This is a genomic window from Arthrobacter sp. UYEF21 (genome assembly GCF_040546085.1).
Lineage (GTDB): Bacteria > Actinomycetota > Actinomycetes > Actinomycetales > Micrococcaceae > Arthrobacter.
The window spans coordinates 108,079-134,732 of sequence record NZ_JBEPNF010000013.1; the positions used below are offsets into that span (position 1 = coordinate 108,079).

Below are 26,654 nucleotides of genomic sequence, written 5' to 3' on the forward strand. Positions count from 1 at the left end.
CCTGCCACGGGATTGCGAAAGCGCCGGACTTCTATGTGACCGGCCGGTCAATGGATGCCCGGCACCCACGGCACACGTACTGCGGCTCCGCTCACCTCGGGTAGTGCCGCCTGGCCCCCTATGGATGAGGAAATTTCCCTATGCCCGAAAATCAGAACGACGCTACCGCCGAAGCCGTAACCGCCGAAACCGCAGCCGTCGAGTTCACCGAAGCCGCTGCCCCGGCCGCAGCAGAGCCCGCAGCCGTCGAGTTCACCGAAGCCGCTGCCCCGGCGGCAGCAGCCCCCGCCGCTGAGACCGAGGCTCCCGCCAAGGTCGAGGAAGCGCCCGCTGCTGAGACCGAAAGCGCTGCCCCGGCAGCAGCCCCCGCCGCTGAGACCGAGGCTCCCGCCAAGGCCGAGGAAGCGCCGACCGCTCCGGCCAAGGCCGAAGAAGCCGAAGAAGAGGGCATCAAGTTCGCCGATCTCGGCATCGACGGCCGCGTCCTCGCCGCCCTGCAGGACGTCGGCTACGAAAAGCCTTCCCCCATCCAGGCAGCAACCATTCCGCTGCTGCTTGAAGGCCGCGACGTTGTGGGCCTCGCCCAGACCGGCACCGGTAAGACTGCAGCATTCGCAGTACCGGCACTGTCCCGCCTGGCCGAGCTCCACGACCTCAACGGCCCGTCCCGCAAGACCCAGGCCCTGGTCCTGGCCCCGACCCGCGAGCTGGCGCTCCAGGTTGCCGAGGCCTTCACCTCGTACGCCAAGCACATTGATGACTTCACCGTCCTCCCCGTCTACGGCGGCTCCGCCTATGGCCCCCAGCTCGCAGGCCTGCGCCGCGGTGCCCAGGTTGTTGTGGGTACCCCCGGCCGTGTGATCGACCACATCTCCAAGGGCTCCCTGGACCTGTCCGAGCTCCAGTACCTGGTGCTGGACGAGGCTGACGAAATGCTGCGCATGGGCTTCGCCGAAGACGTGGAGCAGATCTTCCAGCAGACCCCGTCGGACCGCCAGGTTGCGCTGTTCTCGGCCACCATGCCGAGCCAGATCCGCCGGATGTCCAAGCAGTACCTGAACAACCCGGCCGAGATCTCGGTGAAGTCCAAGACCACCACCGGCGCCAACACCCGCCAGCGGTACCTGCAGGTCATGGGCCCGCACAAGCTGGACGCCCTGACCCGCATCCTCGAGGTTGAAGAGTTCGACGGCGTCATCGCCTTCGTGCGCACCAAGATGGCCACCGAGGACCTGGCTGACAAGCTGAAGGCGCGGGGTTTCCAGGCTGCGGCCATCAACGGCGACATCCCGCAGCAGCAGCGTGAACGCACTGTCGACGCGCTGAAGGAAGGCCGCATCGATATCCTGGTGGCCACCGACGTCGCGGCCCGTGGCCTTGACGTTGAGCGCATCAGCCATGTGGTCAACTACGACATCCCGCATGACACGGAGTCCTACGTGCACCGCATCGGCCGCACCGGCCGTGCGGGCCGTTCCGGTGACGCCATCCTGTTTATGACGCCGCGGGAGAAGTACCTGCTGCGTTCCATCGAAAAGGCCACGCGCCAGCCGGTTGAGCAGATGCACCTGCCCACTGCCGAGAGCGTGAACACACTGCGCCTGGGCAAGTTCGCCGAGCGCATCACCGAGACCCTTGAGTCTGAGGATGTTGCGGCGTTCCGTGACCTCATCTCCTCCTACGAGGAAGAGCACAACGTTCCGGCGGCAGAGATCGCCGCTGCACTGGCCGTTATGGCCCAGGGCGGCCAGCCGCTGCTGGTCAAGGAGCTGCCGGCAGCTCCCGAGTTCCAGAAGCGCGAACGCTCCAAGGACGGCTTCGGTTCACGCGGCCCGACCCGTACGCTCACCGAAGGCAACGCCACCTACCGGATCGCCGTCGGACGCCGCCAGCGCGTTATGCCGGGTTCCATCGTGGGCGCCATTGCCAACGAAGGCGGCATCTCCTCGGCCCAGATCGGCGGCATCGACATCCGGTCGGACCACTCCCTCGTGGAGCTCCCGGCGGATCTGAGCCCCGAGCAGCTGCGCGCGCTTTCCCGCACCCGGATCGGCGGCGAGCTGATCCACCTCGAGCTGGACAACGGCCGCAAGTCGTCCGGTGGCGGCGGCGAGCGTGGCGGTTACCAGGGCAACCGTGGCGGCGACCGCGGCGGTTACTCCGGCGGCGGCGACCGTGGCGGCAACTTCAAGGGCAACGGCGGGTTTAAGAAGGAATTCCGCAAGTCCGACGGCGAGCGTTCCTCTGCTGATCGTGGCGGCCGCTCGTACAGCGACCGTTCAGAGCGCAGCGTAGGTGCCGACAGCGGTTCCAGCCGCGGCCAGGCCAGCGACTCCCGTTTCGGCGGCCACGGTGACGGCTCACGCAAGCCCCGCACCGAAGGCGGACGTGACTTCAACCGCAAGGGCAAGTGGTAACCGTCAGGTAGTCTGACAAGTTTCCCCCCGAGGGGCCGGCTTTCGAGCCGGTCCCTCGGCATTTAATTTGCACAGGTTTCTGCGATGACCCTCCCGGGCAACTGAGTCCTTGGCTCCGCGGACCTCAGCCCGTACGCTCGAGGGGCTACCGATGGCGTAGCTGTGAGCGGTCCCGGCCCGCCTTTGGGGCCAGGTCCGCCGCAAAGTACAGCGAAAGGCATCAACGTGGGATTCCTTGACGATCTGAAAAAGAACCTCGGCATGGGCGACAAGAACGAACAGCATAACGAACCCCAGACCGGTCGAGACACCAGCGCCGGCAGCAATACCGACCAGGCCGCAGCCGATGCGCAACCCGACCAGCAGGCCGCCGACGCGCAGGCCGCAGCTGACGCCGCAGCCGCCCAGCAGGCCGCCGACGCAGAGGCAGCGGCCAACCAGGCCGCAGCTGACGCCGCAGCCGCCGAGCAGGCAGTAGCCAACCAGACAGCAGCAGCACCCGCGCCGGCCGCCGCTGCCTCCGAGGTTGTGGTTGAGGCCGGCGACACCCTCAGCGGTATCGCCGCACAGTTCGGCGTAGACCTGGGCGCGCTCATCGCAGCGAACGCCGACACGGTGCCCAATCCGGATCTGATTTACCCCGGACAGGTACTCCGGCTGCCGTAGTTTGTGGCGCCGGAAATAGGCCATAAAAAAGGGCGTCGATGCAACTGTTTCGGCGCCCTTTTGTGGGCCCAGCCGCCGATTTGTTGGTGGGGAAATCTTCCGGTAGAGTATTTACTCGTTGCCCCCCTAGCTCAGTGGTAGAGCGCGTTCTTGGTAAGAACGAGGTCACCGGATCGATTCCGGTGGGGGGCTCTGAATGAGGGCCTGCGTCAAGGCGGTTTTTGACCGGCATGACGCAGGTTTTTCTCATTCGTGGCGGTGTAGCTCAGTTGGTTAGAGCGCACGACTCATAATCGTGAGGTCGGGAGATCGAGCCTCCCCACCGCTACCAGGCAGGACCCCGCAGGCTACGCGCCCACGGGGTCCTTTTCTTTGCCCGCCGAGAGCTCACACCTCGACGGGGCGGCCGACACAGGCGGCCTACCCAACCGAGGGCGGTGGCGGCACAATGGGCGCATGGGCAAGCTCATCTACTCAGGCATCGCGTCCCTCGACGGGTATGTGGCGGACCGCGACGGCAACTTTGACTGGGCGGCGCCGAACGAGGAAGTCCACGGGTTCGTCAACGACCTCGACCGGGATGTCGGCACATTCCTCATTGGCCGCCGCATGTACGCGGTGATGGAAGTCTGGGAGACGATGGGCACTGCCGAAAGTCCGCCCGTGATACAGGACTTTGCCCGGATTTGGCAGGCGGCAGACAAGGTTGTCTACTCCACCACCCTTACGCAGCCCAGGACCAAACGGACCACCGTCGAATCGCGGTTTGATCCGGAAGCGGTCCGGCGGCTCAAGGAGACCAGCAGCAAACCCCTGGGCATTGGCGGGCCCACCTTGGCTGCCGCGGCCATCGAGGCGGGCCTGGTGGACGAATACCAGATCTTCCTCAACCCGGTGGTGGTGGGAGGGGGCCTGCGGTTCCTGCCCGACGGCCTGGGCCTGAGGCTTGAACTCCTGGCGGAGCACAAATTCGGCAACGGCGTGGTCTACCTGAACTACCGCACGCTCTCCTGATGCAGAATGGGAAGCATGACCCGCATCGCCATCATCGGCGGCCACGGCAAAGTGGCCCTCCACCTGTCCACCCTCCTCACCGCACAAGGCCATAGCGTCACCTCGATCATCCGCAACCCGGACCATGCCGCGGATGTCGAGGCAACGGGAGCAACGCCGTCGGTCCTTGACGTTGAAAGCGCGACGACTGCGGCCATCGCAGGCGCGATCAGCGGCCACGACGCGGTGGTCTGGTCAGCCGGGGCCGGGGGAGGCAATCCCGCCCGGACGTACGCGGTGGACCGGGACGCCGCGATCCGGTCAATGGACGCGGCCGCGGAGGCCGGCGTCGGGCGTTATGTCATGGTCTCTTACCTCGGCGCAGGGCCGGACCACGGCGTCCCGGCGGACAACTCCTTCTTCGCCTATGCTGAGGCCAAAGCCGCAGCGGATGAATACCTGCGCGGCACCAAACTGGCCTGGACCGTCCTGGGCCCGGGGTCTTTGACGGAGCAGCCGGCCAGCGGCCTGATCGAGGTGGACCCGCCGCGCGACCTTAACGGGGCAACCTCCCGCAGCAACACTGCCGGCGTGGCCGCAGCGGTGCTGGACCTGCCCGGAATGGCCGGGCGGACCATCGAATTCCGGGACGGCACACTGCCCATCGCAGCGGCGCTGGAACCTCAGCCCTAGCAAACGGCCGGAATGCGCCTCCGGCCCGATAAACTTAATCCGGCGCCGGGCGCCTCCCGCCGGACCGCGGGAAATGCCGCCTCGCCGGGGAAGCAGGCACATGGATCAGTTGGCGCTCATCATCGGACTTTTGCTGGCCACAGTGGTGGCCGTCGGGCTGTGCCTGCCCGTGTCCTGGCCCAGCGGGCACAGGCTGCTGCCCTGACGGCACTGAAGCAGCATGACCTGATGAAGGACCTGCCGCCCGAAAAGGTGGCCCTGGTGCGGGAGAAAATGGGCCGCCTGCATGCCGATCCCCAGGATGGCAGCCTCCGGAACGAAAGCGTGGATGACCTCAGGGTCCGTGGACGCGGCCTGGCCATCGCGGTCCAGACCATCGCCCTGGATGCTGCCCGGCAGGAAGTGGTGCTGGCACGCAACGAACCTGACGTGGACCCCGAGGTGGCGGACAGGGTGCTGCGTCAACTGGACCTTCGGACCATGATCCTGCCGGAGTAGCGTTGCCGCCGGAGGAGCTCTAGGGTTGCGCTGCCAGCTCCAGCTCGAGGGAATGTTTCTCCACGTAGTCCAGGGCGCACCGGATGGCGCCCACCGTCACGATCGAATCACCCAGCGGTGAGACGGCCACCCGCGGGGGAGTGACGGTGAACTCCGTCAGCTGTTTCATGATTGGCTCAAGCAGTACTCCGGCGGAGTTGGCCACCGCGCCCCCGATCACCACCAGTTCGGGGTTGAGGATGGTGGCTACAGCCCCGATGACCCGGGCCATCCGGTCTGCCAGCCGTGCCAGGATCGTCAGTGCCACCGCATCGCCGCCGGCTGCGGCTGCAAAGACGTGCTCGGCCTCTGCGCCCCCGGCGGCAAACTCGCGGAGCGATGTTTTGGCCCCGCCGGCGAGGGCTTCGGCTGCCCATATCCTGGCAACCGCGGCGATGCCGTACGTGTCTCCGACGCCCTCCACCATCTCGAGGAACGCGAGCTCGCCGGCGCCGCCGTCGCGGCCGTGCAGCAGCCGCCCGCCGTCGATCACTCCTGAACCGAGGCGCTCGCTGGCGAGAATGACCGCGACGTCGTCCACGCCGGCAGCGGCACCTTTCCAGCGGTCACCGAGCGCGGCCAGGTTCGCGTCGTTCTCCAGCAGAACCGTCCAGCCGTGCAGGTCCCGCAGCGCAGACTTCAGCCCGACGTCGAACAGTCCCCAGAAGTGCTGGTTCGCCAGCACATCCCCGTGGCGGTCCACCGGCGCTGCGATGCCGGCGCAGACGGCGAGGACTGATTCCGGCGTGGCGCCCGCCTTCTGCAGGGCCTTCACGGCGGTGCGGTCAATTACTGCGATGCGTTCCGCGGCTGAGATGTCGGCTTCGGCAAACGCCTGGCTGGCCCGGCTGAGTGCTGTCCCGCGGAGATCGGACACCACAACGGTGGCCTTGGAGATGCCCACGTCCATGCCCAGGACGTAGCCGGCCAGCTCGTTGAGTTCAAACCGCCGGGCAGGCCTGCCCTTCCGGTAGGCGCCGAAGACCCGCTGATTATCCAGTTCCCGGATCCAGCCGCGCTGCATGAGGTCTTCGCACACCGAAATGGCCGTGGCCCGGGTGAGCCCAGTGGCAGCCATGACGTCCGTGACCGTCACGGCATCTGCAGAGCGCAGAAAGTCCAGCACTGCTCCCGCGCTCACACGCCGCAGCAGCTGGGGGCTCGCCGAAGACACTTCAGGCATGGTGTTGACCTCCTTACGCTTTCCGTCAGATAATAGTTGAAGAACTAAATTTAGATCCAATATAAATATTCAGCATGAGTCGTAGAATAGCCAGATCTTTCCGCCGGCAGGAACACACCAACCGAACGAACAGGAATCTTCTTTTGTCCACTACCGCCACGCTGGCAACCCTGTCCGACGCACATCCCGCGGCCGATCCCAACTGGTGGCGCCAGGCTGCGGTTTACCAGATCTACCCGCGCAGTTTCTCGGATTCGAACGGTGACGGCCTGGGTGACATCAAGGGCATCACGGCCAAGGTCCCGTACTTGAAAGCATTGGGGATCGACGCCGTGTGGCTGAGCCCGTTCTACCCGTCAGCCCTTGCCGACGGCGGCTACGACGTGGACGACTACCGGAACGTGGACCCCATGCTCGGAACGCTGGCGGACTTCGACGAGATGGCCAAGGCCCTCCACACGGCCGGCCTCAAGCTGATTGCCGACATCGTCCCGAACCACTCCTCGAACCGGCACGAGTGGTTCAAGGAAGCCCTCGCCGCACCGCGGGGTTCAGCAGCCCGCGCTCGATACATCTTCCGGGACGGGCTGGGCGAAAACGGCGACCTGCCGCCGTCGGACTGGGACTCCGTGTTCGGCGGCCCCGCGTGGGAGCGCATCACCGAACCGGACGGGACCCCCGGCCAGTGGTACCTGCACATCTTCGCGAAGGAGCAGCCGGACCTGAACTGGGCCAACCGGGAAATCCGTGACGACTTCCTGAAGACCCTGCGCTTCTGGTCCGACCGCGGCGTGGACGGCTTCCGCGTGGACGTGGCCCATGCCCTCACCAAGAACCTCACCGAGCCGCTGCTCTCCAAGCTGGAACTGGCCCGGGAGGGCCAGGTGGAGGACGGTTTCGACGACGGCTCGCACCCGTTCTGGGACCGCGACGAGGTCCACGACATCTACGTCGAGTGGCGCGAAGTGTTCAACGAATACAACCCGCCGCGCACCGCCGTCGCCGAAGCCTGGGTCCACGCCACCCGTCGGGCCCGTTACGCCAGCCCCGAAGGCCTCGGCCAGGCGTTCAACTTCGACCTGCTCCAGGCCGACTTCGACGCCGGGGAGTTCCGCGAAATCATCACCCGCAACCTGGCCGAAGCCGCTGCCACCGGCGCGTCCTCCACCTGGGTTTTCTCCAACCACGACGTCGTCCGGCATGCAACCCGCTATGGCCTGCCGCAGGTTTCCAAAGGCAAGCAGCACGCCAAGGGCCAGGATGGCAAGGACTGGTTGCTCGCCGGCGGGCCCAAGGAGGACCTGGATGTGGTGCTCGGCGAGCGCCGCGCCCGCGCCGCAACCCTGCTGATGCTCGCCGTGCCGGGTTCCGCCTACCTCTACCAGGGGGAGGAACTGGGCCTGCAGGAAGTGACGGAAATTCCCGACGCCGAACGCCAGGACCCCGCCTTCTACCGGAACAAGGGTGTGGAGATCGGTCGCGACGGCTGCCGCGTACCGCTGCCCTGGAAGGTTGAGGGAACCTCATTCGGCTTTGGCGAGGACGGCGCGCACCTGCCGCAGCCGGACTGGTTCAGCAAGTACGCCGTGGAGGCCCAGGACGGCACCAAAGACTCCACTCTGGAGCTGTACCGGACTGCCCTGACGCTGCGCCGCGAACTGCTGGCCGCCGAGGAGTTGCGGTGGCTAGAGACCGGTAATCCGGAGGTCCTGCACTTCAGCCGTCCGGGCGGCTGGCAGTCCGTCACGAACTTCGGGGACACCGCCGTGGACCTGCCGGCCGGGACCGTCCTGGTCGGCAGTGCTCCGCTCGAAGACGGCAAGCTGGCCGCCAACAGCACTGTATGGATGCGCTGATGCCACTGTCAGTATGGTCTGTTGTCCCGGACCGGCGTTCCTGACGCAGGAACTCATCTACGGATGCATGGGCCTGGGCGGCAGCTGGTCCGATGAGCCCCATGGTGCCGGCCATGTGGACGAGGCGGCTGCCGCCGTCGAGGCCGCGCTGGCCGCGGGGATCACGCTGTTCGCGCCGATGGCGTTGAAGGCTATGAAGGACCGGTAAGTCATCGTGGCGACTCCGGCCGTGACAGGGAGGAAGGTGCGGACGGTGGGCACGAAGCGGGCCAGGACGACTGATCGGCGGCCGTATTTTTCGAAGAAGCCGTGGGCTTTGTCGACGTATTCGCGGCGCATCAGCCGGGAACCGGGTTTGTTGAAGACAGCCGGCCCGGCCTTCCGCCCAATCAGGTAGCCCGTCTGGTCGCCGGCGGAAGGCAGCGGCGAACGCGGCACCCGCCAGGACCAGGATGTTCACTTGGATGGTTCCGGTGGAGACGAGGAGGCCGGCGGTGAACAGCAGCGAATCCCTGGGGCAGAAAGAAGCCGACGAGCAGCCCGGTTTCGATGAACAGGAAAGCACAGACGATGACAATCACCCACGGCCCGAGAGCGGGGTCGCGCAGGAACTCGTTCGGATCCAGCCACGGGGGCAACACCCAGTGAGCGGGCGGGCCATCAGTTCCGGTGCGTGTACGAGGGGGCGCATGTGCCCCATATGCCCCGGTCCGCCACGGCAGTTGGAGGCGTGTCGGGGAACACCGCCGGCCATCAGCGAACCTCGAGGTCCGCAGGCCGGGGCAGAGCCCGGCAATAGCAGGAACACGCCGGCGGTGTAGAGCCTCTCATCGCCGCACTGCCCATCGTCGTGGGCGAGCCGGTCGGCGACAGGAAGGCCGTGGAAACGCGTAAGGACGGGAAATGCCACCAACTCGCCAAGGTTGCTCTCAGGGTTATCCGGCACACTGGATCATGACCGCCCGCACCGGGAGGCCCAGCCGGTAAAACGGTACGCCACGGAAGGAACAGGATATGAGCGTCAAAGACCTCAAAACCAGGACAAAAGTCCTCCTCGCAAGTGCAGGCATTCTCGGCCTGGCCGGTGTCGGCCTTGGGGCCGCGAATGCTGCAACACCTGCGCCGGTGACCACCCAGTCCGTCACAGCCGAGGAACCCGCCTCCGGTGACGTCGCGGACGCCCCGGACGCCGCCGAGGTACCAGATCCCGCCGACGCGCCGGAAGCACCCGGTGATTCCGGCCCAAACGACGAGCAGACCGGTGACTTTACCGACCCCGTAGACGCCCCCGGAGGCCCATAGCAACACCACACGGGGGCCGTGACGAAGATCCCCGGCGCCGGAGGCCCGCGCGGCACCGGGGCTATTTTATGGGTCATGTGAGATTTTTCAACCGGGCTGCATCCTTTCGCAGTTCCGCTTTAGCGCCGACTGGAAGGTGCAGTTCATGAGTACACGAGAGATGACATCCCCGCCCTCAACCAAGCCGCTGTTGAGCAAGGTCCCCGAGATCACGATCTGGTTCTGGATCATCAAGATCCTCTGCACCACAGTGGGAGAGACCTTCGCTGACTTCATTAACGTAGAGCTCGGAGTCGGCCTCGTCTCAACGGCAATCATCTTCACCGTTGTCACTGCTGTCGTGCTCGCGGTTCAGATGCGTCTCCGGCGCTATCTCCCGGGCGCGTACTGGCTGACCGTCGTCGTGATGAGCATCACCGGAACCCTTTATACTGACCTCCTCATCGACGAGGCCGGTGTGCCCCTTTGGGTCAGCGCCGGTGTGTTCTCGGCAGGGCTCGCCGTCGTCTTCGCCATCTGGTTCAGCAAAGAACGAACCCTCTCCATCCACAGCATCGTCACCGGCCCCCGTGAAGCCTTTTACTGGCTCGCCGTTCTGGTGACCTTCGCCCTCGGCACGGGCCTGGGTGACTGGACTCTGGAGCTCACCGGATGGGGACCTGGCATCTCGATCCTGCTGCCCCTGGTCCTCATCGGCGTCGTCACCGCCCTCTGGCTTTTCGGCGCCAACCCTGTACTCGCCTTCTGGATCGCCTACATCCTTACCCGCCCCCTCGGCGCGAACATCGGCGATTGGCTCGGCCTCACACCCGCCGAGGGCGGGGTGGGCCTTGGCACTCTTTTGACGAGCATCATCTTCGTCACCGCGATCCTCGCCACCGTCGTATATCTCTCGATCAGCAAAGCCGACGTCGTCGAACACGCATCCGAGAAGTCAGCCCCGGACGCGCCCCCCGGCCGCCAGCGAACCGCGCTGGGCATCCTCGCCGCAGTCGCGGTCGCCACCGTCGCGCTCCTCGCCTACACCAACAGCGTCCCGCACACGAGCCCGGTCGCCGAGAAGACCGCCGCACCGAGCTGTGGTGCCGGCTCTGCCGGGCTGACCCAGGCTGAGGCCCGATCGGCAGCACAGGGACACTTCCCGGCCTCGAACATTGCCGAGTTCCGAACCATCACCTCCGACACCCTCGCACTCGTCGAAAAGGATGACCAGGCCGCGGCTGCGGCCCGCGCCACCGACCTCGAGACCTCCTGGGACGAGAACCAACATGCGCTGAACGCCACCGACTGCGCCGCATGGACCTACATCGATAAGCAGATCGATCCTGTCCTGTCCGCAGTCCGATCGCGCACCCCCAATCCGGGGACAGAACAGAAAGTCTTGAATGACCTCCTCACGACCCTCGGCGGCGCATAACCAGCCCACGAAGGCTAAAGTCAACGCAGAACTAACGAGCCCTAGTATGGGCCGCACCCTTCCGGCCAGCCTGGCCGGGATCTGCCCAGTTACGCTGTGAAGCAGCCGCTGCTGGCCTGCTCCCTTTCGGGCTAGCTCCCCTCAGTCGTCTGGTTTCCGGACCGCTTCCAACTGTTTGCGCGATTGGTGCTGGGTCATAGGCTGAAGATTCCATAACAGTCATGGAAGGCCGGTGGCGTCGTGGGTGAGGGAACTAAGGATGATCCGTGGAAGCTGGTGACGGCCCCGGGGTCCTCTGAATACACAATGTATCGGGATCCGGAGTCAGATCCGCCAGCATTGGTGTGCCAGGTCGGGACCACCACGCTGAAGTATCACGTCCAGGCCATTGAGGACCTTCACTCATGGTTGCTCGAACAGGGCGACTGGGTTCCGCTCGGGGCTGCGGATGAGAATCAGCCCGCGACGGACGGCAGTGTCGAGGCCTGGGGCAGGGACAGTGCCAACCCCGTGGGCGGATGGTACGGGCCGCGGAAGGGCTATCGGGGCCGGTTCGGAATGTACATTCCTCCACTCCTGGAGGCACTAGGCCGGGCCGAACTCACGCACGAGAAGCGCAACAACACTGTCCGGGCACTGCCTGCCTAAACCCTGATATCCCGGAGCCTGCCCCGGACTTTCTCGCAGCGGTCGAGCGCTTTCGCTCCCGACCAGCGATGTCCCCACCCGAGGGTGAGTCGGATACTCACGAGGAGAACCTCATTGAACATCCCGAGTGATACTCGCTCCGTCTTGGTCGTGCATGGTCGTAATGAAGCGCTCCGCAAGGCGATGTTTAACCTCCTCCCCTTCAACCTGTCACCGATGGAGTGAACAACTACCCACAACCGGGGACAATTCCGTAGTGGTTATCCACTGCTACGACTGCCGAAGGGAGCTTTCCCCATGGCTCCAAAAAATCCAGCCGTGGTAACCCGAATTGCCCCCAAACGTGGACAGGACCGATGCCCCCCGTGTGCAGGGCAGCGGGAGGGCGGCCTTCACCAGCGACATCGGACTGACACAACTGACTGTATCGAAAGGACCCCGGGCCAAGGGGATCTGCCATCAGGCCCGTTCGGTCAGCAGCGATGCCGTGCAGGTCCCTCTTTGCTTCCAGAAGAAGCGCGGGAGCGGCTTGGTAGAGGGCGGTCACCTCGGAGAGCAGCCGCCTGGAGCTCACGGTGGCAAGCTTGAACCGCCGGTCGCGGACCAGGGTCTCCAGTTCCAGGCAGCAGGCTTCCGCGCTGAGAGCGCCGGTCATGGATGATGCGACCTTCAGGCTTAGTACGGCGTCATGGGAAGCGTCTGCGTCGCCTTCCCGTATCCCGCGGAGAATTCGCTCCAGTCGGCCCGGCAGCATTTGAAGGTAGATCTCCAGGAACTTCAGCGTTTCGGTAGGGCTGTCCAGCTGGTCGGCCAGTTCGCGTATCCGGTCAAAGTGAAGCAGAGTCCGGACTCGCTCAGGCAAGAGCTTCTACCTCCGGCGATTCTTTTGGGGCCTGTGTCTCGGGCTTCTTGCCCCAGATACTCGAGAGCAGGCTGACAACGAGCACCGCCGGGGCGCCGTACATAAGGATGTTCAGAACGACGGGTTCGCGTAAGGCCCGGATCGCGTGGCCAGCATAAGGGATGGTGAGAACGTGGCGGTCAACCGAGGTGCCGTTGATGGTTGCAATCCACGGATCGAGGCCATTGTTGGCATCGCCTTTGGTCTGCACGGCAGTGGTCCCGTCAGGGTTCACCGTCGCTGAGGTGACCCGATGGGTCTCGATTCGACGGTCTTCGACGGGAATGCCGTACGTGATGATGTCGCCGGCCCGAATCTCATCGACAGGAACTGGCCTGGTCACGACCACGTCGCCGGGGTTGATCAGCGGGGACATGGATCCGGTCAGCATCGTCGAGGTCTGGTAGCCGGACAGTCGGGGGCCAATGGCCAGCATCAGGAATGCTGCCACGGACAGGACAAGAAGTGCGGTGGTCAGGAACGACGCCGAGCGGCGCAGAATCCGGCTCACCGGCCTTGAACCGGAACGAGATCCCGCAACACGATGCGACCGCGCTTCACCCGGATGGGGAATGAGGTGAATTTGATGGCAGTGCTCATGAGCGGGTCCTCGTTCCGGAGATGGTGCTGGACGCTACTTGGTGGTGGCGGTGCGCTGGGTTGCGGTGAACGTGAACCCGATGGTGCTGGTCAGGCCCTGGAGCGCGTTCGGCGCGGAGCCCGGCAGCGCCGTGGTGACCTTCAGGTTGTCAGTCTGGGCTGAAGCCAGCGAGGAGAGGTTAGCCAGGGTCTTGGGGGTCACGGTGAGGATCGGGGAACTGGCCAGAACGATGGTCGAACCTCCCGCGCAGGTGTACGGCGCGGCCGTACCGGTCCAGGCGGTGCTGCAGTTCTCGATGGTCAGCTGAAGGCCGTTCACCAGTTCAGAGGTAAGGAGTGATCCGGTGACTCCGGCAGAGGTGTCCAAGGTGATGTTGTTCAGGGACGAGTTTCCGGTGTTGGTGAGCTTCACGAGCTTCTCGACCTTGTCGCCGGGCAGCAGGCCGGTGACGGGAACGTTCAGGGTGTTATCAACACCGGCTGCGGCCAGGGCGATGTTGACGGTGCCGGCGGTGACGGCCTGGCTGGCGGACGTGGTGCCTGTGAAGGCACCGTATGTACCCAGACCGGCAACGGCGGCGGCGGTGCCGACCAGTGCGACGGAAGCGATGATCTTGCTGGTGGTGGTTTTCAAGGCGATGCCCATGACGGAATCCTTTTCGTGACAGGCCTTCCCTCATTGGGCTGGCCGTGGCTTGATTCAGACCCTTCGGCCTGTCTGGGTTCCACTTTGCAGTTGAAGAATCAAGGAATCACCACGGCGTCGATCAAGAATCAATCAACTAAATCTTTCAGAGTCTTCGCAGGTCAGCGCCATATCAGCGTCGGTTCAGATTTCTGTGCTTCAGGTCACATCATCTTCCAGGGGAATTGTTGCCAAGCTGACGGTGTCTTGATCATTTCTTGAGACCCATGCTGAAAAGTTGTCGAAGAGCCGGGGGAAGGTGCGCAACATGCGGCACAACCCAACGGTTGGGAAGGACAGAATTGCGGCATAAGAAGGGCTTACGACAGCGGTGGCAGATCATGCTTGCCTGTGCAATTACTGCGTGCCTGCTCGCCGGCGCACCTGCCGCGAATGCAGTGTTCTCACGTACTCTCAACGCTGGAACCACGTCAGTCGGGACATACACGCTCGCCGCCCCCACAGGAAACATCGTCGTCCCCTCGTGCACGCCGATCGGCGCCAGTGGCAAGTACCGCATGAACATCACGGTGACCGGCCACGGAACAGTCGAGAAAGCCACCGATTATGTGCTCACCGTCTGGAACGCGGGTGGGGTCACGCAGTCCGCTACGACCCTCACGCCCGTGGGGTCATATTCCAGCAACAATGCGGCCAAAGGCTGGGGATACTCCATCGACGCTCAATACCGGACATCGTCCACTGCCTGGTCAAGTACCAGTGTGCCTATCACCGTCTGCGATTAGCCCTCCACACTCTGCTCACCACGAATATTCCTCTCAAAGTGACGAAGGCGTTCCAGGCCGAGTAGGCCGCGACTCGGCCAGAAACCAACAAAGCTTGCCGATGAGGGACCGGCAGGCTTTCAGGGACTGACGGTACCGTGAGGAGGCTTGGCAAGTGAGTTGACTAGTGATGGTCCGATGCCTTCGAAACAGCCCTTTGCCGCGTGGGCGGTGCTTGCCCTGACCCTGAGTCTGGTTTCGTGCGCCCCCGTGGCAGACCGCCAGGAAGCTAACCTGCGTCGCGCCGGGGCCTGGCCTGTTAGGGTGCGGACACGCCGCCAGGGCTTGTGGGGATGTTTGCTGTCGGGTTCAGCGCGAGGGGAAGCCTAGGCTACCAGCGAGGACCCGTTCCGGCGGCGGCGGCGGCGACGGCGCAGCCGCACGAGTACGAATACCGTCAAGTCGATCCAATCGAAAGCCGCACCGACAATCAGGACCAGCGACGAGACCGTATCCATGACTCATTCGAGGGGCTGGGCAGCCTTTCGGCTGGTTAGTCGCTCATGCCGGGAGCATGAAGGCGGTGTGGCGGCCCGGGTTCTTCCGCGGCGAGACCCTGAAGCAAGACACCCCGGCACCGATGGTCACGGAGTGGACTTTGGTGGCGGCACGCACTCAAAAGGTGCCGCACTCCGGATCAGCGGGGTACGGCACCTTTTGGGTTTCATCACCAGGAGTGGGCCACGTCTACTATCAGCCGGGAACCGGCCCCTGGCCCGTCCAGGGTGAAGACCCGGAAGGGCAGCCGGGCACGGACGCCCAGGCCAATGCTGGTGTAACCCTCGAAGCTCCCGGCGTAAACCACTTGCCGGAAGGTCTGGTAGCCGGCCACGTTGGACAGCTCGGCCTTCGCGGCCGGGCTGTAGGTGACGTTGCCATTGCTGTCGTGGGAGGGTGCGTTCACGGTGACCTGCAGGCGTGCGTTGCCCTGCACCGGAATGGTAAAGCCAGAGCCGTCCTGAATGATCTCCGGGACGTACCGGACGGTGTAGCCCTTTGCGGGGCCGTTTAGGTCAACCACCATCCGGTCGAAGCAGTACTGCTGCCCCGTCCGGACGTTGGTGACGGATGCGGTGCTCATCTCAGGCGCGGTTGTAGCCAGAGATCCCCATTTGAGACCGCAATATGAAGTGGCTGCCGAAGCGGGCCCCGGTGCCAGGATGCCCAGCCCAACGGCCGCGAGGAGCGCCGTGAGCCAGAGGAGGAGTTTTTTCATTGTGGGTGCCATTCAGAGGAGTGGTGCGGTTGGATAGCTCAAGACTAGGGGTGCCGGATGCTGGAAACGAGGGTTGTGGCCGCTTCGGCGCGGAACCGTGAGGAACACCCCGCCGTATCACGCCCACGTACATCCAAGGGGTTTTTTGGCGCCCTCCGTAACCGTTCCGGGGCCGTTTCTGGACCCCGCCGTTATGCCGGGTAACGACACCAGGACACGAAAACAGCGCCGTCATCTGCGGCCAGGCGCTCCCGGGTAGATGGCTTTAGACTCGCGTCCCCTGGCCCACCAGTCCACATTGGATGGTCCGGTGCCAGGGACACGCGGGCTGGCTCCGCAATCCTGTCGGTGCCCCGGAGGACCATTGCCTTATGACGGCTCCACAGTGGAAGCAGCGATCGAGGATCTCTTGGATCGCGCCTGGAATCTTGTCGACGACCTGCTCTCGGAGCGGGGACTGCTCGGTGACGGGCTAGAGGTTGCCGAGTACACCGGAATCCACTCCTGGCTGGACGGGCCCGTACGGTACAGGGTGGTCCACTCCCGGACCGTGGCGGTGCTCTTCGTGGACACCCGACCGGTGGATGCCATCGTCTTCCACCACATCCTGCCGGGCACCGGCGACCCGAAAAGCTTCTTCAGCATCCCAGGGTAGTTGATGATCGGCATGCTTGCTAAAACTGTGTGGTGCCGCGTAGCCGGCGGGGGCGGCCGTCCGGGTCCACTACGAAGCGGCTGAGCGGCTCCGCCCAGATTCGCTGGAGGGGCGGCACGGGTTCTGGGGTGTGGCGTCGCACCTGCCCGGTGGGACGGGGCGAACGGCGGCCAGTATCGTGCCAGTGGTCCAGGGCCTCGGCGGTGGTGTTCCACAGTTTGAGCGCGGACGCCGGGTCGTGGAGGCGGGGGTCGTTCTGGTCCAGGCCCAGGTGTTCGGCCCAGAGCTGGAGCCGGAACCCTAGTGCCAGCGGACGGTAACCATATTGGCCGGTGTCTGCGGACTCATCCTGGCCATGGGCAGTGGTGTCGAGTACGGCGCAGGTGAGTTCGCTGTCAGTGGTCCAGGATCGGCGGTTGAAGTTGTCTGAGCCGCAGGTGAACCAGGTGTCATCGATGATACAGATCTTGGCGTGGACGTAGATAGGAGTTCCCGCGTTGTTCTCCAGATCGAACACGCCGACCCTGTCGGGCGCAATCCGGTGCAGCATTCTCATGGCGCGCAGCTGCCCGATCCGCTTGGGTGGCCCTCCGAGAAGACCGTCCGTGTCGGGGTAACGGGGCACGACGGCGATCACGTTCAAATCGGGGTTCTGCTGGAGGGCCTCCGCGATCCCGGCGGTGACTTCTGTGGACCACAGGTACTGGTCCTCGATGTAGATCAGGGACCGGGCGCGGGAGAAGGCTTTCGCGTAGGCGCGGGCGATGCTCCGCTCCCCGTCAGGTGCGAACGGGAATGGGGGCTGTTTCATACCGTAGGTGCGGAGCAGCTGCACGGCATGCGGGCCCGCAGGTGGGGGCGGCGGAGCAGTGGCCGGAAGCGGTTTGGGGTGCCGGGGCATACGGGCCAGACGTTGCAGCAGCATCCGGTACGGTGTGTGCCGGTCCAGGGGATGGGGGTCGTTCCACCGTTCAGCGAACAATGCCAGGACATCTCCCACCACGGGGCCACGCAGTTCGAGGGCGGCATCATGCCACGGGGGTTGTTTCCCGTACCGGGGATCCATGGCCACCGCTTGCGGATCTCCCGCGTGGTCGGCATCGTCTCGACGGCTGTGGGATAGATCAATCCCGCCAACGAAGGCGACGTCACGCGTCGGGTCGTCACGGTGGCGGATAACGAAGAGTTTTTGGTGGTGGGAGCCGAACAGGCGCACTCGCTGGTCCAGGAGCACCTCTCCGCCAGCGTCATTGACCTGACGGCTCAGGAGCTCGTTGGACCGTCCGCTGATCGGGGCGGACACGCGTTCCCCGTGGGATCTCCAGACAAGGCCCCGCACTTCCACCCCGGTGCGGGCCAACCCCGCGAGGACCTCTCCGATTGTGGGTCCGGCGGGCAGCAGCAGCTCGTCGGCGTCACCACGCCAGTCAGTGAACCACACACGGTCTCCCGCACCCAGAGCCGTCAGCTCCTCATGCAGCCGGGCGAAGTAAGTCGCCCCATGAACCAGGGGCCGCACGAGGTTACCCTCCGACCAGGACGGCGACCCGGCACCACCCGACTGCACGTCTGTGGCCAGATTTCCCCGCTCAGAGCGACCTAAGAACCACGCACTCACATCACCGGCCACTCGACGCTCCTTCCGGGGCCCGAGGCAGGCCGCTGGTATCGGTCTCCAAAATAGCGCACGGACTAGCGCATTCGCGGGATTTCCCGGACCCGGAGCGGAGCTTGTCCGCCACACTTTCATCGCGTGTGCCGCCACGGAGGCAGTTCGTCGCAGCCCCGGTGTGTCTGCTTGAATAGGCGGCCCGACCTGCTTGCATGGAGGCATGACTGAGCAGCCGCCGGCAGCAGTGACCGAGGACTTGTGGTTTGAATGGGACAAGGAAGAGGTTGAGGTCCGCGGCAGGGTGGACCGGACCGTGACCAACACCCCGACAATCCGCGAAGCCTTCACCAGAGACCTCCCGGGCTGGCTGCGCTACGGATCCTCCCTGTCCTGCGAACCGGCAAAGTAACCACATGAACTCAGCTGGCGTAACCCTGCTAGCAACACCGCTTAGTAAGGCGACGTTCGCAAAGGCTGCGGTCACACCGTCACGCGATATTCGGCTGCTGCTCGGTCAGCAATTGGCGGTAGCTCCTGGCGAGGGTGTCATTTCGGAGTAGCCTCCGTTCCAAAAGCGAGATCTCGGAGGGCCATTGGCCGAGTTCCCTGGCTGCGGTCCCGAGCGTGCAACCCAGTGGTGCGCATTTGGCGGAGATCGGCGTTGTTGGGGGCTGCCTGGGGATTAGTGATCTGGCGGTAAATTTCCCGGGCCGCGTAGCGTTTGAGGCAGCGCATGATTTCCCGGTTGCTGTCCTGACGGATTGTACGTGTCCGCGCCGGCCCGTCTACCCCTCCTTCGTCGGGGGCTGGCGGCACGTTCAGGCGGTGGTTCAGAGCTGACGAAAGTAGTACAGGAGTTGGTCGGTGTGACTTGGCTCGGTGTTGCTGAAACCCCGGGCTTCATAGAAACGGCGTGCGTCTGTGTCTTCGCCATCAACGTTAATTTCGATTATTTCACCGCCTCGACGTTTCACCAGGTCGCATACGGCGGCGAGGAGCGCGGTGCCCAGGCGATGACCGCGTTGGCCGGGGCGGACGTAGAGTTCGTCGATTATCGCGACGGGCCCTTGATACCAGACGTTGAGCCGGAAGCTGATCACTGCCACTCCGGTTGCCGGCTCGCCAACAAGCAGTACGACGACGTCGTCCCCCGCCAAGAGGGAGGTCAGGCGTGCGGCAATTGTTTCGATCCCCGGTGTTGGTGTGGCAAATTCGGTGTTGAAATCGTGCAGCATTCGGGCAACAGTTGGGGCATCGGCGGTCGTCGCCCGCCGTGGGGTTCCGCTGGTTGCAGTCTCATTAGCAGTCACGGCTTCATCATGCCGGGCATGCGATCGCGGGTCTACTGGGTGCTGCCGGCGTTAGCGTGTCAGGCTTCCGGCCGGGGTCCCGGCGGCCGTTGCTGAGTGCCGTCTTGTTGTTGACCTTGGAGGTGTAGGAGATGGATCCGTACTGGAAGAGCCGGACGGCGAGGGAGAACATGAGTACCGCCCCGATGTAGAGGATGGCCAAGACGATGGCTGCTTCGAGGAGGCTGAGGGAGCCGAGCCCGTTCCGGATCATGGCCGTGACCGGGGCGGAGAACGGGAAGTAGGTGAAGACCTGCACGATAAGGGCTTGCGGGTTGGAGAAGATCAGGGACACCGCGTAGAACGGCACGAAGATCAGGGCGATCATGACGCCCATGAAGTTTCCGGCCTCCTTGGCGGTGGGCATGACGGCGCCAATGGCGACCAGGGTGGTGGTGAACAGGGCGAACCCGCCGAGCAGGATCAGGAAGCCGATAATCATGGGGACCGGTTCGAAGACGAGGGCGGAGAGGTCGAAGTCGGGGATGTTGATCTGTTCGCGGAAGAACAGGTAGCCGATGACGATGGGGGCGGTGAAGATCGCCACCTGCAGCAGCCCGATCGCGAACAGGGCGATGACCTTGCCGCTAATCAGCGTCGTCGGCTTCAAAGTCGTCAGGATCATTTCGGTGACCCGGTTCTCCTTCTCCTCCAGGGTGGAGCCGAGCATCTGCCCGGCCAGCAGGATGATCAGGCCGTAGAACTCGTTCTGGACCTCGTCGATGGTTCCGTAGGCCTCTGAGGTGCCGTTCTTGAGCAGGATCACCCGGTCACAGAGGCGTTCGACTTCTTCCATTTGGTGGGTGACCATGACAACGGTCGCGCCCTTGGCTTTCTGGCCGGCGATGATGTCCATCAGCAGGCGCCGGTTGACCGGGTCGAAGCCCTTGGGTTCGTCCAGGATCTGTAGCTCGGGTTCGGTTCATGATCGTGACGCCGAGCTGGACCTTCTGCTGCTGGCCGCAGGAGAGCTTGTCCAACTGGACGTTGGCTTTGTCCGCCAGGGCGACCCGTTCCAGGTACTCCAGGGACCAGGTCTTGGCGGCGGGCCATGATGTCGATGACCTTTTCCTTCTTGTACAGGCCGCGCTCCTCCGGAAGGTAGCCGAGCCGGCCTGTGTCCTCAGGCTTGAACGGCTTGCCATCGATGTGCAGGATCCCGGCCGTGGGCTGGTAGATGCCCAGCAGCGCCCGGATCGTCGTGGTAGTCCCCGACCCGTTGCTGCCCAGGAACCCGAACGTCTCACCCCGGCCCACCTCGAAGGACAGGTCCCGGATGACCGTCTTGTCTCCGAAATCCATCTTGAATCCATCAATGTGGACGAGTGCTTCGCTCATGGCTGTGCCGAGTGGTGTTTTTCGAGTCTACCCACGGGTGGCGCTGGGAATCGTCTGTCGGCAGGCGTCCTTTAGTGCCGATGGCCGGTCGGCTGGTTACGACCGGCAGCTCCGGCAGATCAGGGGTTCCTGGGCCTGGAACTGGAGGTATTTCTCAAGCAGGTTGGTGGTTTGCCGGCCGCACTTGATGATCGGTGTGAGATGGGCCAGTGCCAGCCGTGGCAAATTACTGCCGGGTACGGCGTGACGGGCTTCGACGCGAACCGACCGCTCCAGGTCGGCGGAAAGGTCCGCCAAGCGCTCCGCGCCCACCATCTGGCTGGAGGACTTCAGACTCAGGACGGCATCCAGGGAGCCCGCCAGATCCCCGCTGGTCAGGGTCCCGCGGACCTTGTCAGTCCTGTGCGGCAGGGCTGCGATGAAGTTCCGCACGAAAAGCTTCCAGATTCCCTCGTCGTCGCCGACGTCGGTGAGGAGCTTGTCGAGCACCGATGGGTCAAGCAGGGGAGCTGGTCCGGAGGCTTTCATCCGTTTCCTTCCATCAGGAGGGTCGGGTGTCAGCCCTGGAAATGTGTGGCCGGTGCTCCGCCTGGCAGAGCCTCCAGGACGGTTTCGGCGACCTGACGGACTTTGACGTTGCGGTGGCTTGAGGCCTTAGCGAGCAGGCTGAAGGCCTCCTCGTAGGAGCACCGGTTCTGCCCCATGATGACCCCGCAGGCGATGTCGATGGACGTCCGGCTGTTCATTGCAGTGCGAAGATGATCGGCCGAGGCCATGGCGGCCCGGACCTGGGCTGCCATAAGGAGGCTGCTGGCGGCAGCCTTGCTGAAGGCCATGACCCGGGCAAGCACGCCCGGGGAGAAGACTTGGCTCGTGCCGGCGAGGATGGTCAGCGCCGCCGGGCATCCCGGTTCCAAGGTCAGCGGCACCGACACCACCGACCGGTAGCCGGCGTGCCGGAGAGGTCCCCAGAACCCGGGCCACCGGGCATCGTGCGAGTAATCGTTGACAATGATCGCCAACCTCCCGCTCAACGCCTGCGACACGGGACCGTCCCCGTGGGCCCTTTCCCATTTGACCAGCTCTTCTGCCTGGTCGGCGCTCCCTGCAGAGAGGGGTGTCTGGCCGGGACGGGCCAGAGTCACGGCGCCGTCCAGGGCGCATCCGGCGGCCTCGGATAGGGCCGACGCTGCAGCACGTGCGAGGAGGCGGAGCGATTCGTCGTCTCGGTCGGCGCGCAGATCCAGCAGCAGCCCGGACCGGGTGGGCGGGCTTATTGCCGAGGCGTTCGGGGCCGGTGACTGGCCGGTGGACCACACTGTCCCGCCGCCTTCACCGGCCCCAGTCTGATGACGTGCCGGTCGAACGAGTAGCTCTGCCTCCATGACCTGTACCCCTGACAGTCGAAATACCACGAAGCGCTCCCCGAAGGGGCACTTAATCGACGCTACGGGGCGGGGGGAATGAAAGCCCGAGTAGTGTGTACTCTATTTTGCCAACCGCCGAATACGGGCTACATTCGGATGACTCTTAGCGATCATTCGGTCCGAGCCAAGGCCAGCGTCGGCGTAGGCTGCAATGTCCTATTCGTCGATGAGGGCCCGCCGCGCCTCCAGCATCACATCCGGTGCAAAATTGCACAGGACAGTCACCTCGCTGACCAGGCGCTCGGCAGTTACCGCGGCCAGGTCGAACCGGTTTTCTCGGACGAGCATTTCCAGTTCCAGGCAACAGACTTCAGTGCTGAAGGCACCGGTCCTCGCCGAAGTGACCTTTAGGCTCAAGATGGCGTCGGCGGATGCTTTTTGGTCGTGCTCGTGCAATCCGGTCAGGATCCGTTCCAGCCGGGAGGGCAGCATGCCCAGGTGCGTTTCAAGGGACTTCAGTGCCTCGTCCGAGTCCTTCAGGTGGTCGGCCGGAGCCGCTTATCCAGGCCGGACGTTCCGGGCTCCGGGTGGGCGGCCCCGCGTCCTTCCGCCACGCCAGCCGGGAAGGAACGTATTCAGTTGTGTTTCTTTGTCCAGCTCCAGTTCGTTGCGGCGGTACTTCATACGTTGGATGTGCAGCCAAATGCCCAGGGCCCGTTCTTCTTCGGTGTCTGACTTTTTATGGCGGGGCCAGTCGTTCCGGCAGCCATGTAGCCGGTGAGTTCTTGCAGGCGCTGGTCCCAGCGTATTTCGTCGTCGTCTTTGCGGGTCCGTCGTTCCCAGCCGGGGATTTCCCCCAGGGCACCAATTTGGGCTCCGCCCTGAGTAGCTCTCTGTCCGAAGTAGAACCCGACCACGGTCGTCAGCAGTGTCCCCACCGTCAATGCAGCAGCCCTCGCAAAATCACCACTGGCCGGATGTGCGGGCGCGCTAACTTCACCTGGAATGTCCTGACCGCTAAGTCCGCCTGCGGGTTCTCGACGGTCACTTCCAGGACGCGTTCCTGGGGCAAGGACTTCAACGCATCAGCCGTCACCCCGGTCGAAACATACCGCAGCGGCAAGTCCGGAACTGTCTTCGGTGAGGTGCTGGCGGCAACGCCTGGGCTCCGTGACCGGTCAGGCTGCAGACCAAGTGCGGGATCCGGCTCAACGAGCGCGGGCTTGCCACGCACGATGACCTGAGCCGGGAATCCATCCTGGAGCGGCTCCGGACGGACTTCGTGGATGTGCTCCTGCTGCACCGCCTAGAAGCGGGCGTGGCTGGAGAGTCAGGTCCTGGTCAACCACGTGGACTCGCTGGATGACGGCTTTCCGCACGGCACGCTGGAATACTGCGCCAGCCACTGGGTCACCCGGCAGGCGTACGGCGCGCTGGCCCGCGGGCTGTACACCGGTGCGGTTCCGGAAGACCCACGTCGGCGGAGACTGCCGCGGCCGTCCTCGTCCGGGAGCTGGCCGGCAAATACAGCACCACTGGGGAGGCCATCCTCCTGGGATGGCTGCTGAAGCACCCCGCGGGTATCGCGCCCGTGATCGGGACGGTCAACCCGGCACGGATCGCTGCCTGCGCCGACGCGTCCCGGGTGGCGGCGGCCATGACCCGGGCCGACTGGTAGGGCTGTGGATCACGGCGCGGGGGAGCAACCTCCCTAACGCCGATCGGTGGTTGGGCTAGTGTCCGGTGGTTGAGCTTGTCGAAACCCGGTTCAGCCACCGCCACGGGGCAGTTATGTTCGTATTGGTCACCCCGTCAGCCCATCCTGCTTAGCGCTCGCAGGGCCCGGCCAGATACGGTAGATGCATGACGTCAATCACCGCCACCGAGACCGTACGGCCCGAGCGCCACATCCCAGCTGAAATTGCCCGTTCCTGGCTTCTGGTCAACGCGATGAAAACCGAACTGTTTGACCTGTCGGCCGTTTCGCGCGCCGACTCGATCATCCTGGACGTCGAAGATGCGGTGGACCCGTCGCAGAAGGACGAGGCCCGGGGAAACGTCATTGACTGGCTGAGCAGCGGCGGCAACGCCTGGGTCCGGATCAACGATGCCACCAGCCCGTTCTGGGCCGACGACCTTGCGGGACTGCGGGGAACCCCGGGCCTGCTCGGCGTGATGCTCGCCAAGACCGAGTCCGCCGACCAGGTGACCGAAAGCTTCCACCGCATGGACGGCAAAACGCCCGTCATTCCGCTGGTTGAATCCGCGGTGGGCATCGAGGAGGCCAACAATATCGCCAAGGCCCAGGGCGCCTTCCGCCTGGCGTTCGGTTCCGGCGATTTCCGCCGCGACACCGGCATGGCCGCCACCGCCGAGGCCATGGCCTACCCGAGGGCCAAACTGGTGGTCGCCAGCCGTGTGGGCAACCTGCCTGGCCCCATTGACGGCCCCACCGTGGGCACCAACCACCCCATCCTCCGTGAGCAGACCGGTATCACGGTGATGATGGGCATGACCGGGAAGCTCTGCCTGGCCATCGATCAGACCCCGGTGATTAACGAGGTCATCAGCCCCACACCGTCCGATGTTGCCTGGGCTACCGATTTCATGTCCGATTTCGAAGCCAACGGGCGCGTCATCCGTGACGGCTCGGACCTGCCCCGCCTGGGCCGCGCCGAGAAGATCATGAAGCTTGCGGTGGCATTTGGGGTGCAGCCGGCGCTCTGACGGGCTCGGTAGACTTGGTTCGTGCTGAACGAATTCTGGAACACCGCGCCCACCTCCTACAAGGTCATGGTTTTCTGTGCCATGGGGCTGATCGGCGTCGGAATCATCCTGAACCTGATCGGCAACACCTCCGGAAACCAGGGCCTCGCCACCGCCTCACTGCCGCTGATCGGGCTCGGCCTCGTGCTGCACATCGCCGGGATTGTGGTCCGTGGACAGGCCATCCGGAAGAACCTCAAGCGCTGATATGTAGGGACGGTTGTCAGGAGGCAGAGGTGAGTGGCTCCTGGGTTTGTGGTTCCGGGGGCCGCTCATTGTGTGCCGGCCCGGTCGTGGTGTGAGTGGTGGCGAGTCGTTTTCGACTGGCAGTGTCAGGCTCTCACGAATATTAATCTGCGAGGGGCGGTAGGTACCCACTTTGGTGCGCGTGCCGGAACGGAAATGCGGTCTGGTCAGGCGGGTTGTTGTGCAAGTTCGGGGGTGACGGTGTGGCCCAGGGCTTGGAGTTGGTTGATGGCCCGGGCGCGTGTTTTGGCCGGTTGGAGTCTGGCGAAGAAGTCCGGCCCGGGGTCGTTGTAGTTTTCCCCGGTCGTGAGCATGTTCCAGACGGCAATGAGGATCGCGTGTTCAACGGCGACGAGCGCTTTCATGGGTCCGCGTCGTGCGGCGGGTCTTCTGTATTTGGCACCGAAGTACGTCTTTTTCGAACGGGAGATGGCCAACGCGACGGTGCCGAGGGCGGCCTTGAGGTTTGGGTCGCCAGGTCTGGTTTTGCTGTTTTTGATCCGTCCTGCTGATTCATTGTTTCCCGGCGCGGTTCCGGCCCATGACCGCAGGTGCCCTGCCGTGGGGAACACGGTCATGTCTGCGCCGGTTTCGGCGATGATGATTTCCGCAACATGTTCGCTGATGCCAGGGATACTGACCAGCAGGTCCGTGGCCGCGGCGAACGGTCCCAGTACCTCTCCAGTCCGGGTACTGAGATCGGCAATGGTCCGGGTGTGCCCGTCGGTAATGTTCAGATGCATTTTGGTGAGGAAGGCATGGTGGTCGTTGAACCTGCCGTTCAGTGTTTCAGTCAGGGCAGGAATCTTTGCCCGCAGGCTGTAAACAGCCATGTTCGCTAGTACTGCCGGGTCCCGCTCGCCCTCAATGAGGGCCCCGGGCATCGTCCGCGAGGACACTCCGGTCAGATCCGTGGCGGCGGAATTGGGCTTGATGCCGGTGTCCTTGCGTAGTTTCTCCCCGCGTTGGATTTCAGTGGCGCGTTGGCGGATGAACATTGTGCGCGTACGGGTCAGGTCACGAAGGCGGCGGATCGGTTCGGGTGGAACGAACGAGGCGCGGACGAGTCCGTACGCACCGGGCTGGGCTAGCCAGGCCGCGTCCGAGACGTCGGTCTTGCGCCCGGGCATGTTCTTGACCTGTTGGGCGTTGGCGAGCAACACGTTCAGTCCGTCTTCGAGCGGGAAGTAAAACTGCTTCCAGTACTCGCTCGTCGCCTTCATCACCAGCAGCGTCACTTCAGCTCGGAGCAGATGCTCCCGCAGAGCCAGGACCTTGTTGGTGGTCGATCCCCACGTCGTAACCGTCGAGGTGTATTGGCCGGCGAGGCGTCCCGGTAGGCGCACACAGGCTTTGGCATCGCGTTTGGAAATATCGATCCCGGCACCCTTTTTCATGAAGAACGTCCATGACGGTCTCGGC

At 64.3% G+C, this 26,654-nt stretch carries 26 protein-coding genes, 2 tRNA genes and 4 pseudogenes; 17 read left to right on the top strand and 15 right to left on the bottom strand.

What is annotated here, in order from left to right; genetic code table 11:
- The first annotated feature begins 140 nt into the window (after nt 1-140).
- The 7 genes and pseudogenes from ABIB27_RS14170 to ABIB27_RS14200 form a co-directional block, all read left to right on the top strand.
- Entirely contained in the window at nt 141-2,417 is a 2,277-nt protein-coding gene (locus ABIB27_RS14170) for a DEAD/DEAH box helicase (protein WP_354216479.1), read from the top strand.
- A gap of 225 nt (nt 2,418-2,642) precedes the next feature.
- Nucleotides 2,643-3,083: a LysM peptidoglycan-binding domain-containing protein gene (locus ABIB27_RS14175; protein ID WP_354216480.1), complete on the top strand. Its 441-nt coding sequence runs from the start codon at nt 2,643-2,645 to the stop codon at nt 3,081-3,083.
- Between the two features lie 120 nt (nt 3,084-3,203).
- Nucleotides 3,204-3,275 (top strand) — tRNA-Thr (locus ABIB27_RS14180).
- A gap of 62 nt (nt 3,276-3,337) precedes the next feature.
- Nucleotides 3,338-3,414 (top strand) — tRNA-Met (locus tag ABIB27_RS14185).
- Nucleotides 3,415-3,539: 125 nt separating this feature from the next.
- Complete coding sequence (locus ABIB27_RS14190; RefSeq protein ID WP_354254089.1) at nt 3,540-4,097, top strand: dihydrofolate reductase family protein; 558 nt, start codon at nt 3,540-3,542, stop codon at nt 4,095-4,097.
- 15 nt (nt 4,098-4,112) lie between these two features.
- Nucleotides 4,113-4,769: an NAD(P)H-binding protein gene (locus ABIB27_RS14195; protein WP_354216482.1), complete on the top strand. Its 657-nt coding sequence runs from the start codon at nt 4,113-4,115 to the stop codon at nt 4,767-4,769.
- A gap of 165 nt (nt 4,770-4,934) precedes the next feature.
- Nucleotides 4,935-5,267, top strand: a pseudogene (locus tag ABIB27_RS14200) (Na+/H+ antiporter); the annotation flags it as partial.
- A gap of 19 nt (nt 5,268-5,286) precedes the next feature.
- On the opposite strand, the gene ABIB27_RS14205 reads toward ABIB27_RS14200, so the two are convergent.
- Nucleotides 5,287-6,489, bottom strand: coding sequence for an ROK family protein (locus ABIB27_RS14205; RefSeq protein WP_354216484.1), 1,203 nt, complete (start codon nt 6,487-6,489; stop codon nt 5,287-5,289).
- 143 nt (nt 6,490-6,632) lie between these two features.
- On the opposite strand from ABIB27_RS14205, the gene ABIB27_RS14210 reads away from it, so the two are divergent.
- A complete protein-coding gene (locus tag ABIB27_RS14210; RefSeq protein WP_354216485.1) occupies nt 6,633-8,345 on the top strand; it encodes a glycoside hydrolase family 13 protein in 1,713 nt (570 codons plus the stop codon).
- Between the two features lie 57 nt (nt 8,346-8,402).
- Here ABIB27_RS14210 and ABIB27_RS14215 read toward each other — a convergent pair whose 3' ends face one another.
- Nucleotides 8,403-8,783, bottom strand: a complete 381-nt coding sequence (locus tag ABIB27_RS14215; protein WP_354216486.1) for a DedA family protein — start codon at nt 8,781-8,783, stop codon at nt 8,403-8,405.
- 576 nt (nt 8,784-9,359) lie between these two features.
- Between ABIB27_RS14215 and ABIB27_RS14220 the strand changes: the two genes are divergently transcribed.
- The 3 genes from ABIB27_RS14220 to ABIB27_RS14230 all read left to right on the top strand — a co-directional run bounded on the left by ABIB27_RS14220 (nt 9,360) and on the right by ABIB27_RS14230 (nt 11,712).
- Complete coding sequence (locus tag ABIB27_RS14220; protein ID WP_354216487.1) at nt 9,360-9,647, top strand: hypothetical protein; 288 nt, start codon at nt 9,360-9,362, stop codon at nt 9,645-9,647.
- A gap of 145 nt (nt 9,648-9,792) precedes the next feature.
- Nucleotides 9,793-11,064, top strand: a complete 1,272-nt coding sequence (locus ABIB27_RS14225) for a COG4705 family protein (RefSeq protein ID WP_354216488.1) — start codon at nt 9,793-9,795, stop codon at nt 11,062-11,064.
- Between the two features lie 240 nt (nt 11,065-11,304).
- Nucleotides 11,305-11,712, top strand: a complete 408-nt coding sequence (locus ABIB27_RS14230) for a DUF6855 family protein (RefSeq protein WP_354216489.1) — start codon at nt 11,305-11,307, stop codon at nt 11,710-11,712.
- Nucleotides 11,713-11,941: 229 nt separating this feature from the next.
- On the opposite strand, the gene ABIB27_RS14235 is transcribed toward ABIB27_RS14230, so the two are convergent.
- The 3 genes from ABIB27_RS14235 to ABIB27_RS14245 form a co-directional block, all read right to left on the bottom strand.
- Nucleotides 11,942-12,574 carry an Hpt domain-containing protein gene (locus ABIB27_RS14235; RefSeq protein WP_354216490.1) on the bottom strand — a complete coding sequence of 211 codons (633 nt, stop codon included), beginning with the start codon at nt 12,572-12,574 and terminating at the stop codon, nt 11,942-11,944.
- Complete coding sequence (locus ABIB27_RS14240) at nt 12,567-13,124, bottom strand: signal peptidase I (protein ID WP_354216491.1); 558 nt, start codon at nt 13,122-13,124, stop codon at nt 12,567-12,569. Before ABIB27_RS14240 ends, ABIB27_RS14235 begins: the two co-directional genes overlap by 8 nt.
- A gap of 123 nt (nt 13,125-13,247) precedes the next feature.
- Complete coding sequence (locus ABIB27_RS14245) at nt 13,248-13,859, bottom strand: TasA family protein (protein WP_354216492.1); 612 nt, start codon at nt 13,857-13,859, stop codon at nt 13,248-13,250.
- A 380-nt stretch (nt 13,860-14,239) separates the two neighbouring features.
- Between ABIB27_RS14245 and ABIB27_RS14250 the strand changes: the two genes are divergently transcribed.
- Nucleotides 14,240-14,644 (top strand): hypothetical protein, encoded by a 405-nt coding sequence (locus ABIB27_RS14250; protein WP_354254091.1) that lies wholly within the window; start codon nt 14,240-14,242, stop codon nt 14,642-14,644.
- Between the two features lie 365 nt (nt 14,645-15,009).
- Here ABIB27_RS14250 and ABIB27_RS14255 read toward each other — a convergent pair whose 3' ends face one another.
- Together ABIB27_RS14255 and ABIB27_RS14260 are read right to left on the bottom strand one after the other, a co-directional pair.
- Nucleotides 15,010-15,141 (bottom strand): hypothetical protein, encoded by a 132-nt coding sequence (locus tag ABIB27_RS14255; protein ID WP_354254093.1) that lies wholly within the window; start codon nt 15,139-15,141, stop codon nt 15,010-15,012.
- Nucleotides 15,142-15,350: 209 nt separating this feature from the next.
- Complete coding sequence (locus ABIB27_RS14260) at nt 15,351-15,899, bottom strand: AMIN-like domain-containing (lipo)protein (protein ID WP_354216495.1); 549 nt, start codon at nt 15,897-15,899, stop codon at nt 15,351-15,353.
- Nucleotides 15,900-16,284: 385 nt separating this feature from the next.
- Here ABIB27_RS14260 and ABIB27_RS14265 point away from each other — a divergent pair, with 385 nt between their 5' ends.
- A complete protein-coding gene (locus ABIB27_RS14265) occupies nt 16,285-16,554 on the top strand; it encodes a hypothetical protein (protein ID WP_354254095.1) in 270 nt (89 codons plus the stop codon).
- Between the two features lie 19 nt (nt 16,555-16,573).
- Here ABIB27_RS14265 and ABIB27_RS14270 read toward each other — a convergent pair whose 3' ends face one another.
- Nucleotides 16,574-18,073 (bottom strand): phospholipase D family protein, encoded by a 1,500-nt coding sequence (locus tag ABIB27_RS14270; protein ID WP_354216497.1) that lies wholly within the window; start codon nt 18,071-18,073, stop codon nt 16,574-16,576.
- 313 nt (nt 18,074-18,386) lie between these two features.
- Between ABIB27_RS14270 and ABIB27_RS14275 the strand changes: the two genes are divergently transcribed.
- On the top strand, nt 18,387-18,575 hold the full coding sequence (locus tag ABIB27_RS14275) for a hypothetical protein (protein WP_354216498.1): 189 nt from the start codon (nt 18,387-18,389) through the stop codon (nt 18,573-18,575).
- Nucleotides 18,576-18,996: 421 nt separating this feature from the next.
- Here ABIB27_RS14275 and ABIB27_RS14280 read toward each other — a convergent pair whose 3' ends face one another.
- From ABIB27_RS14280 to ABIB27_RS14305, 6 genes and pseudogenes are all read right to left on the bottom strand, one after another.
- Nucleotides 18,997-19,401: a GNAT family N-acetyltransferase gene (locus tag ABIB27_RS14280; RefSeq protein ID WP_354218001.1), complete on the bottom strand. Its 405-nt coding sequence runs from the start codon at nt 19,399-19,401 to the stop codon at nt 18,997-18,999.
- An 82-nt stretch (nt 19,402-19,483) separates the two neighbouring features.
- The gene (locus ABIB27_RS14285) at nt 19,484-20,185 is read right to left on the bottom strand and encodes an ABC transporter permease (RefSeq protein WP_354254107.1); all 702 of its coding nucleotides are present in this window, start codon (nt 20,183-20,185) and stop codon (nt 19,484-19,486) included.
- A 15-nt stretch (nt 20,186-20,200) separates the two neighbouring features.
- Nucleotides 20,201-20,853 (bottom strand): annotated as a pseudogene (locus tag ABIB27_RS14290) (ABC transporter ATP-binding protein); the annotation flags it as partial.
- Between the two features lie 96 nt (nt 20,854-20,949).
- Nucleotides 20,950-21,381, bottom strand: coding sequence for an Hpt domain-containing protein (locus tag ABIB27_RS14295; RefSeq protein ID WP_354254097.1), 432 nt, complete (start codon nt 21,379-21,381; stop codon nt 20,950-20,952).
- 29 nt (nt 21,382-21,410) lie between these two features.
- Complete coding sequence (locus ABIB27_RS14300; RefSeq protein WP_354254099.1) at nt 21,411-22,172, bottom strand: GAF and ANTAR domain-containing protein; 762 nt, start codon at nt 22,170-22,172, stop codon at nt 21,411-21,413.
- Between the two features lie 264 nt (nt 22,173-22,436).
- A complete protein-coding gene (locus ABIB27_RS14305) occupies nt 22,437-22,712 on the bottom strand; it encodes a hypothetical protein (RefSeq protein WP_354254101.1) in 276 nt (91 codons plus the stop codon).
- Nucleotides 22,713-23,323: 611 nt separating this feature from the next.
- Here ABIB27_RS14305 and ABIB27_RS14310 point away from each other — a divergent pair.
- From ABIB27_RS14310 to ABIB27_RS14320, 3 genes and pseudogenes are all read left to right on the top strand, one after another.
- Nucleotides 23,324-23,957, top strand: a pseudogene (locus ABIB27_RS14310) (aldo/keto reductase); the annotation flags it as partial.
- A gap of 126 nt (nt 23,958-24,083) precedes the next feature.
- Nucleotides 24,084-24,947 carry an HpcH/HpaI aldolase/citrate lyase family protein gene (locus ABIB27_RS14315; RefSeq protein ID WP_354254103.1) on the top strand — a complete coding sequence of 288 codons (864 nt, stop codon included), beginning with the start codon at nt 24,084-24,086 and terminating at the stop codon, nt 24,945-24,947.
- Between the two features lie 21 nt (nt 24,948-24,968).
- The gene (locus tag ABIB27_RS14320; protein ID WP_354217996.1) at nt 24,969-25,193 is read left to right on the top strand and encodes a DUF3188 domain-containing protein; all 225 of its coding nucleotides are present in this window, start codon (nt 24,969-24,971) and stop codon (nt 25,191-25,193) included.
- A gap of 206 nt (nt 25,194-25,399) precedes the next feature.
- Here the strand turns inward: ABIB27_RS14320 and ABIB27_RS14325 are convergent.
- Nucleotides 25,400-26,642: pseudogene (locus tag ABIB27_RS14325) on the bottom strand (IS110 family RNA-guided transposase).
- Nucleotides 26,643-26,654: the final 12 nt, after the last annotated feature.

What these genes read in the sequence shown, in the direction of transcription:
- ABIB27_RS14195 (WP_354216482.1), top strand. Translation starts at nt 4,113, where the DNA reads ATGACCCGCATCGCCATCATCGGCGGCCACGGCAAAGTGGCCCTCCAC.
- ABIB27_RS14245 (WP_354216492.1), bottom strand. Translation starts at nt 13,859, where the DNA reads ATGGGCATCGCCTTGAAAACCACCACCAGCAAGATCATCGCTTCCGTC.
- ABIB27_RS14170 (WP_354216479.1), top strand. Translation starts at nt 141, where the DNA reads ATGCCCGAAAATCAGAACGACGCTACCGCCGAAGCCGTAACCGCCGAA.
- ABIB27_RS14295 (WP_354254097.1), bottom strand. Translation starts at nt 21,381, where the DNA reads ATGAAAGCCTCCGGACCAGCTCCCCTGCTTGACCCATCGGTGCTCGAC.
- ABIB27_RS14305 (WP_354254101.1), bottom strand. Translation starts at nt 22,712, where the DNA reads ATGCTGCCCTCCCGGCTGGAACGGATCCTGACCGGATTGCACGAGCAC.
- ABIB27_RS14190 (WP_354254089.1), top strand. Translation starts at nt 3,540, where the DNA reads ATGGGCAAGCTCATCTACTCAGGCATCGCGTCCCTCGACGGGTATGTG.
- ABIB27_RS14275 (WP_354216498.1), top strand. Translation starts at nt 18,387, where the DNA reads ATGACTGAGCAGCCGCCGGCAGCAGTGACCGAGGACTTGTGGTTTGAA.
- ABIB27_RS14250 (WP_354254091.1), top strand. Translation starts at nt 14,240, where the DNA reads ATGCTTGCCTGTGCAATTACTGCGTGCCTGCTCGCCGGCGCACCTGCC.
- ABIB27_RS14225 (WP_354216488.1), top strand. Translation starts at nt 9,793, where the DNA reads ATGAGTACACGAGAGATGACATCCCCGCCCTCAACCAAGCCGCTGTTG.
- ABIB27_RS14255 (WP_354254093.1), bottom strand. Translation starts at nt 15,141, where the DNA reads ATGGATACGGTCTCGTCGCTGGTCCTGATTGTCGGTGCGGCTTTCGAT.
- ABIB27_RS14285 (WP_354254107.1), bottom strand. Translation starts at nt 20,185, where the DNA reads ATGCTCGGCTCCACCCTGGAGGAGAAGGAGAACCGGGTCACCGAAATG.
- ABIB27_RS14260 (WP_354216495.1), bottom strand. Translation starts at nt 15,899, where the DNA reads ATGAAAAAACTCCTCCTCTGGCTCACGGCGCTCCTCGCGGCCGTTGGG.
- ABIB27_RS14315 (WP_354254103.1), top strand. Translation starts at nt 24,084, where the DNA reads ATGACGTCAATCACCGCCACCGAGACCGTACGGCCCGAGCGCCACATC.
- ABIB27_RS14220 (WP_354216487.1), top strand. Translation starts at nt 9,360, where the DNA reads ATGAGCGTCAAAGACCTCAAAACCAGGACAAAAGTCCTCCTCGCAAGT.
- ABIB27_RS14280 (WP_354218001.1), bottom strand. Translation starts at nt 19,401, where the DNA reads ATGCTGCACGATTTCAACACCGAATTTGCCACACCAACACCGGGGATC.
- ABIB27_RS14205 (WP_354216484.1), bottom strand. Translation starts at nt 6,489, where the DNA reads ATGCCTGAAGTGTCTTCGGCGAGCCCCCAGCTGCTGCGGCGTGTGAGC.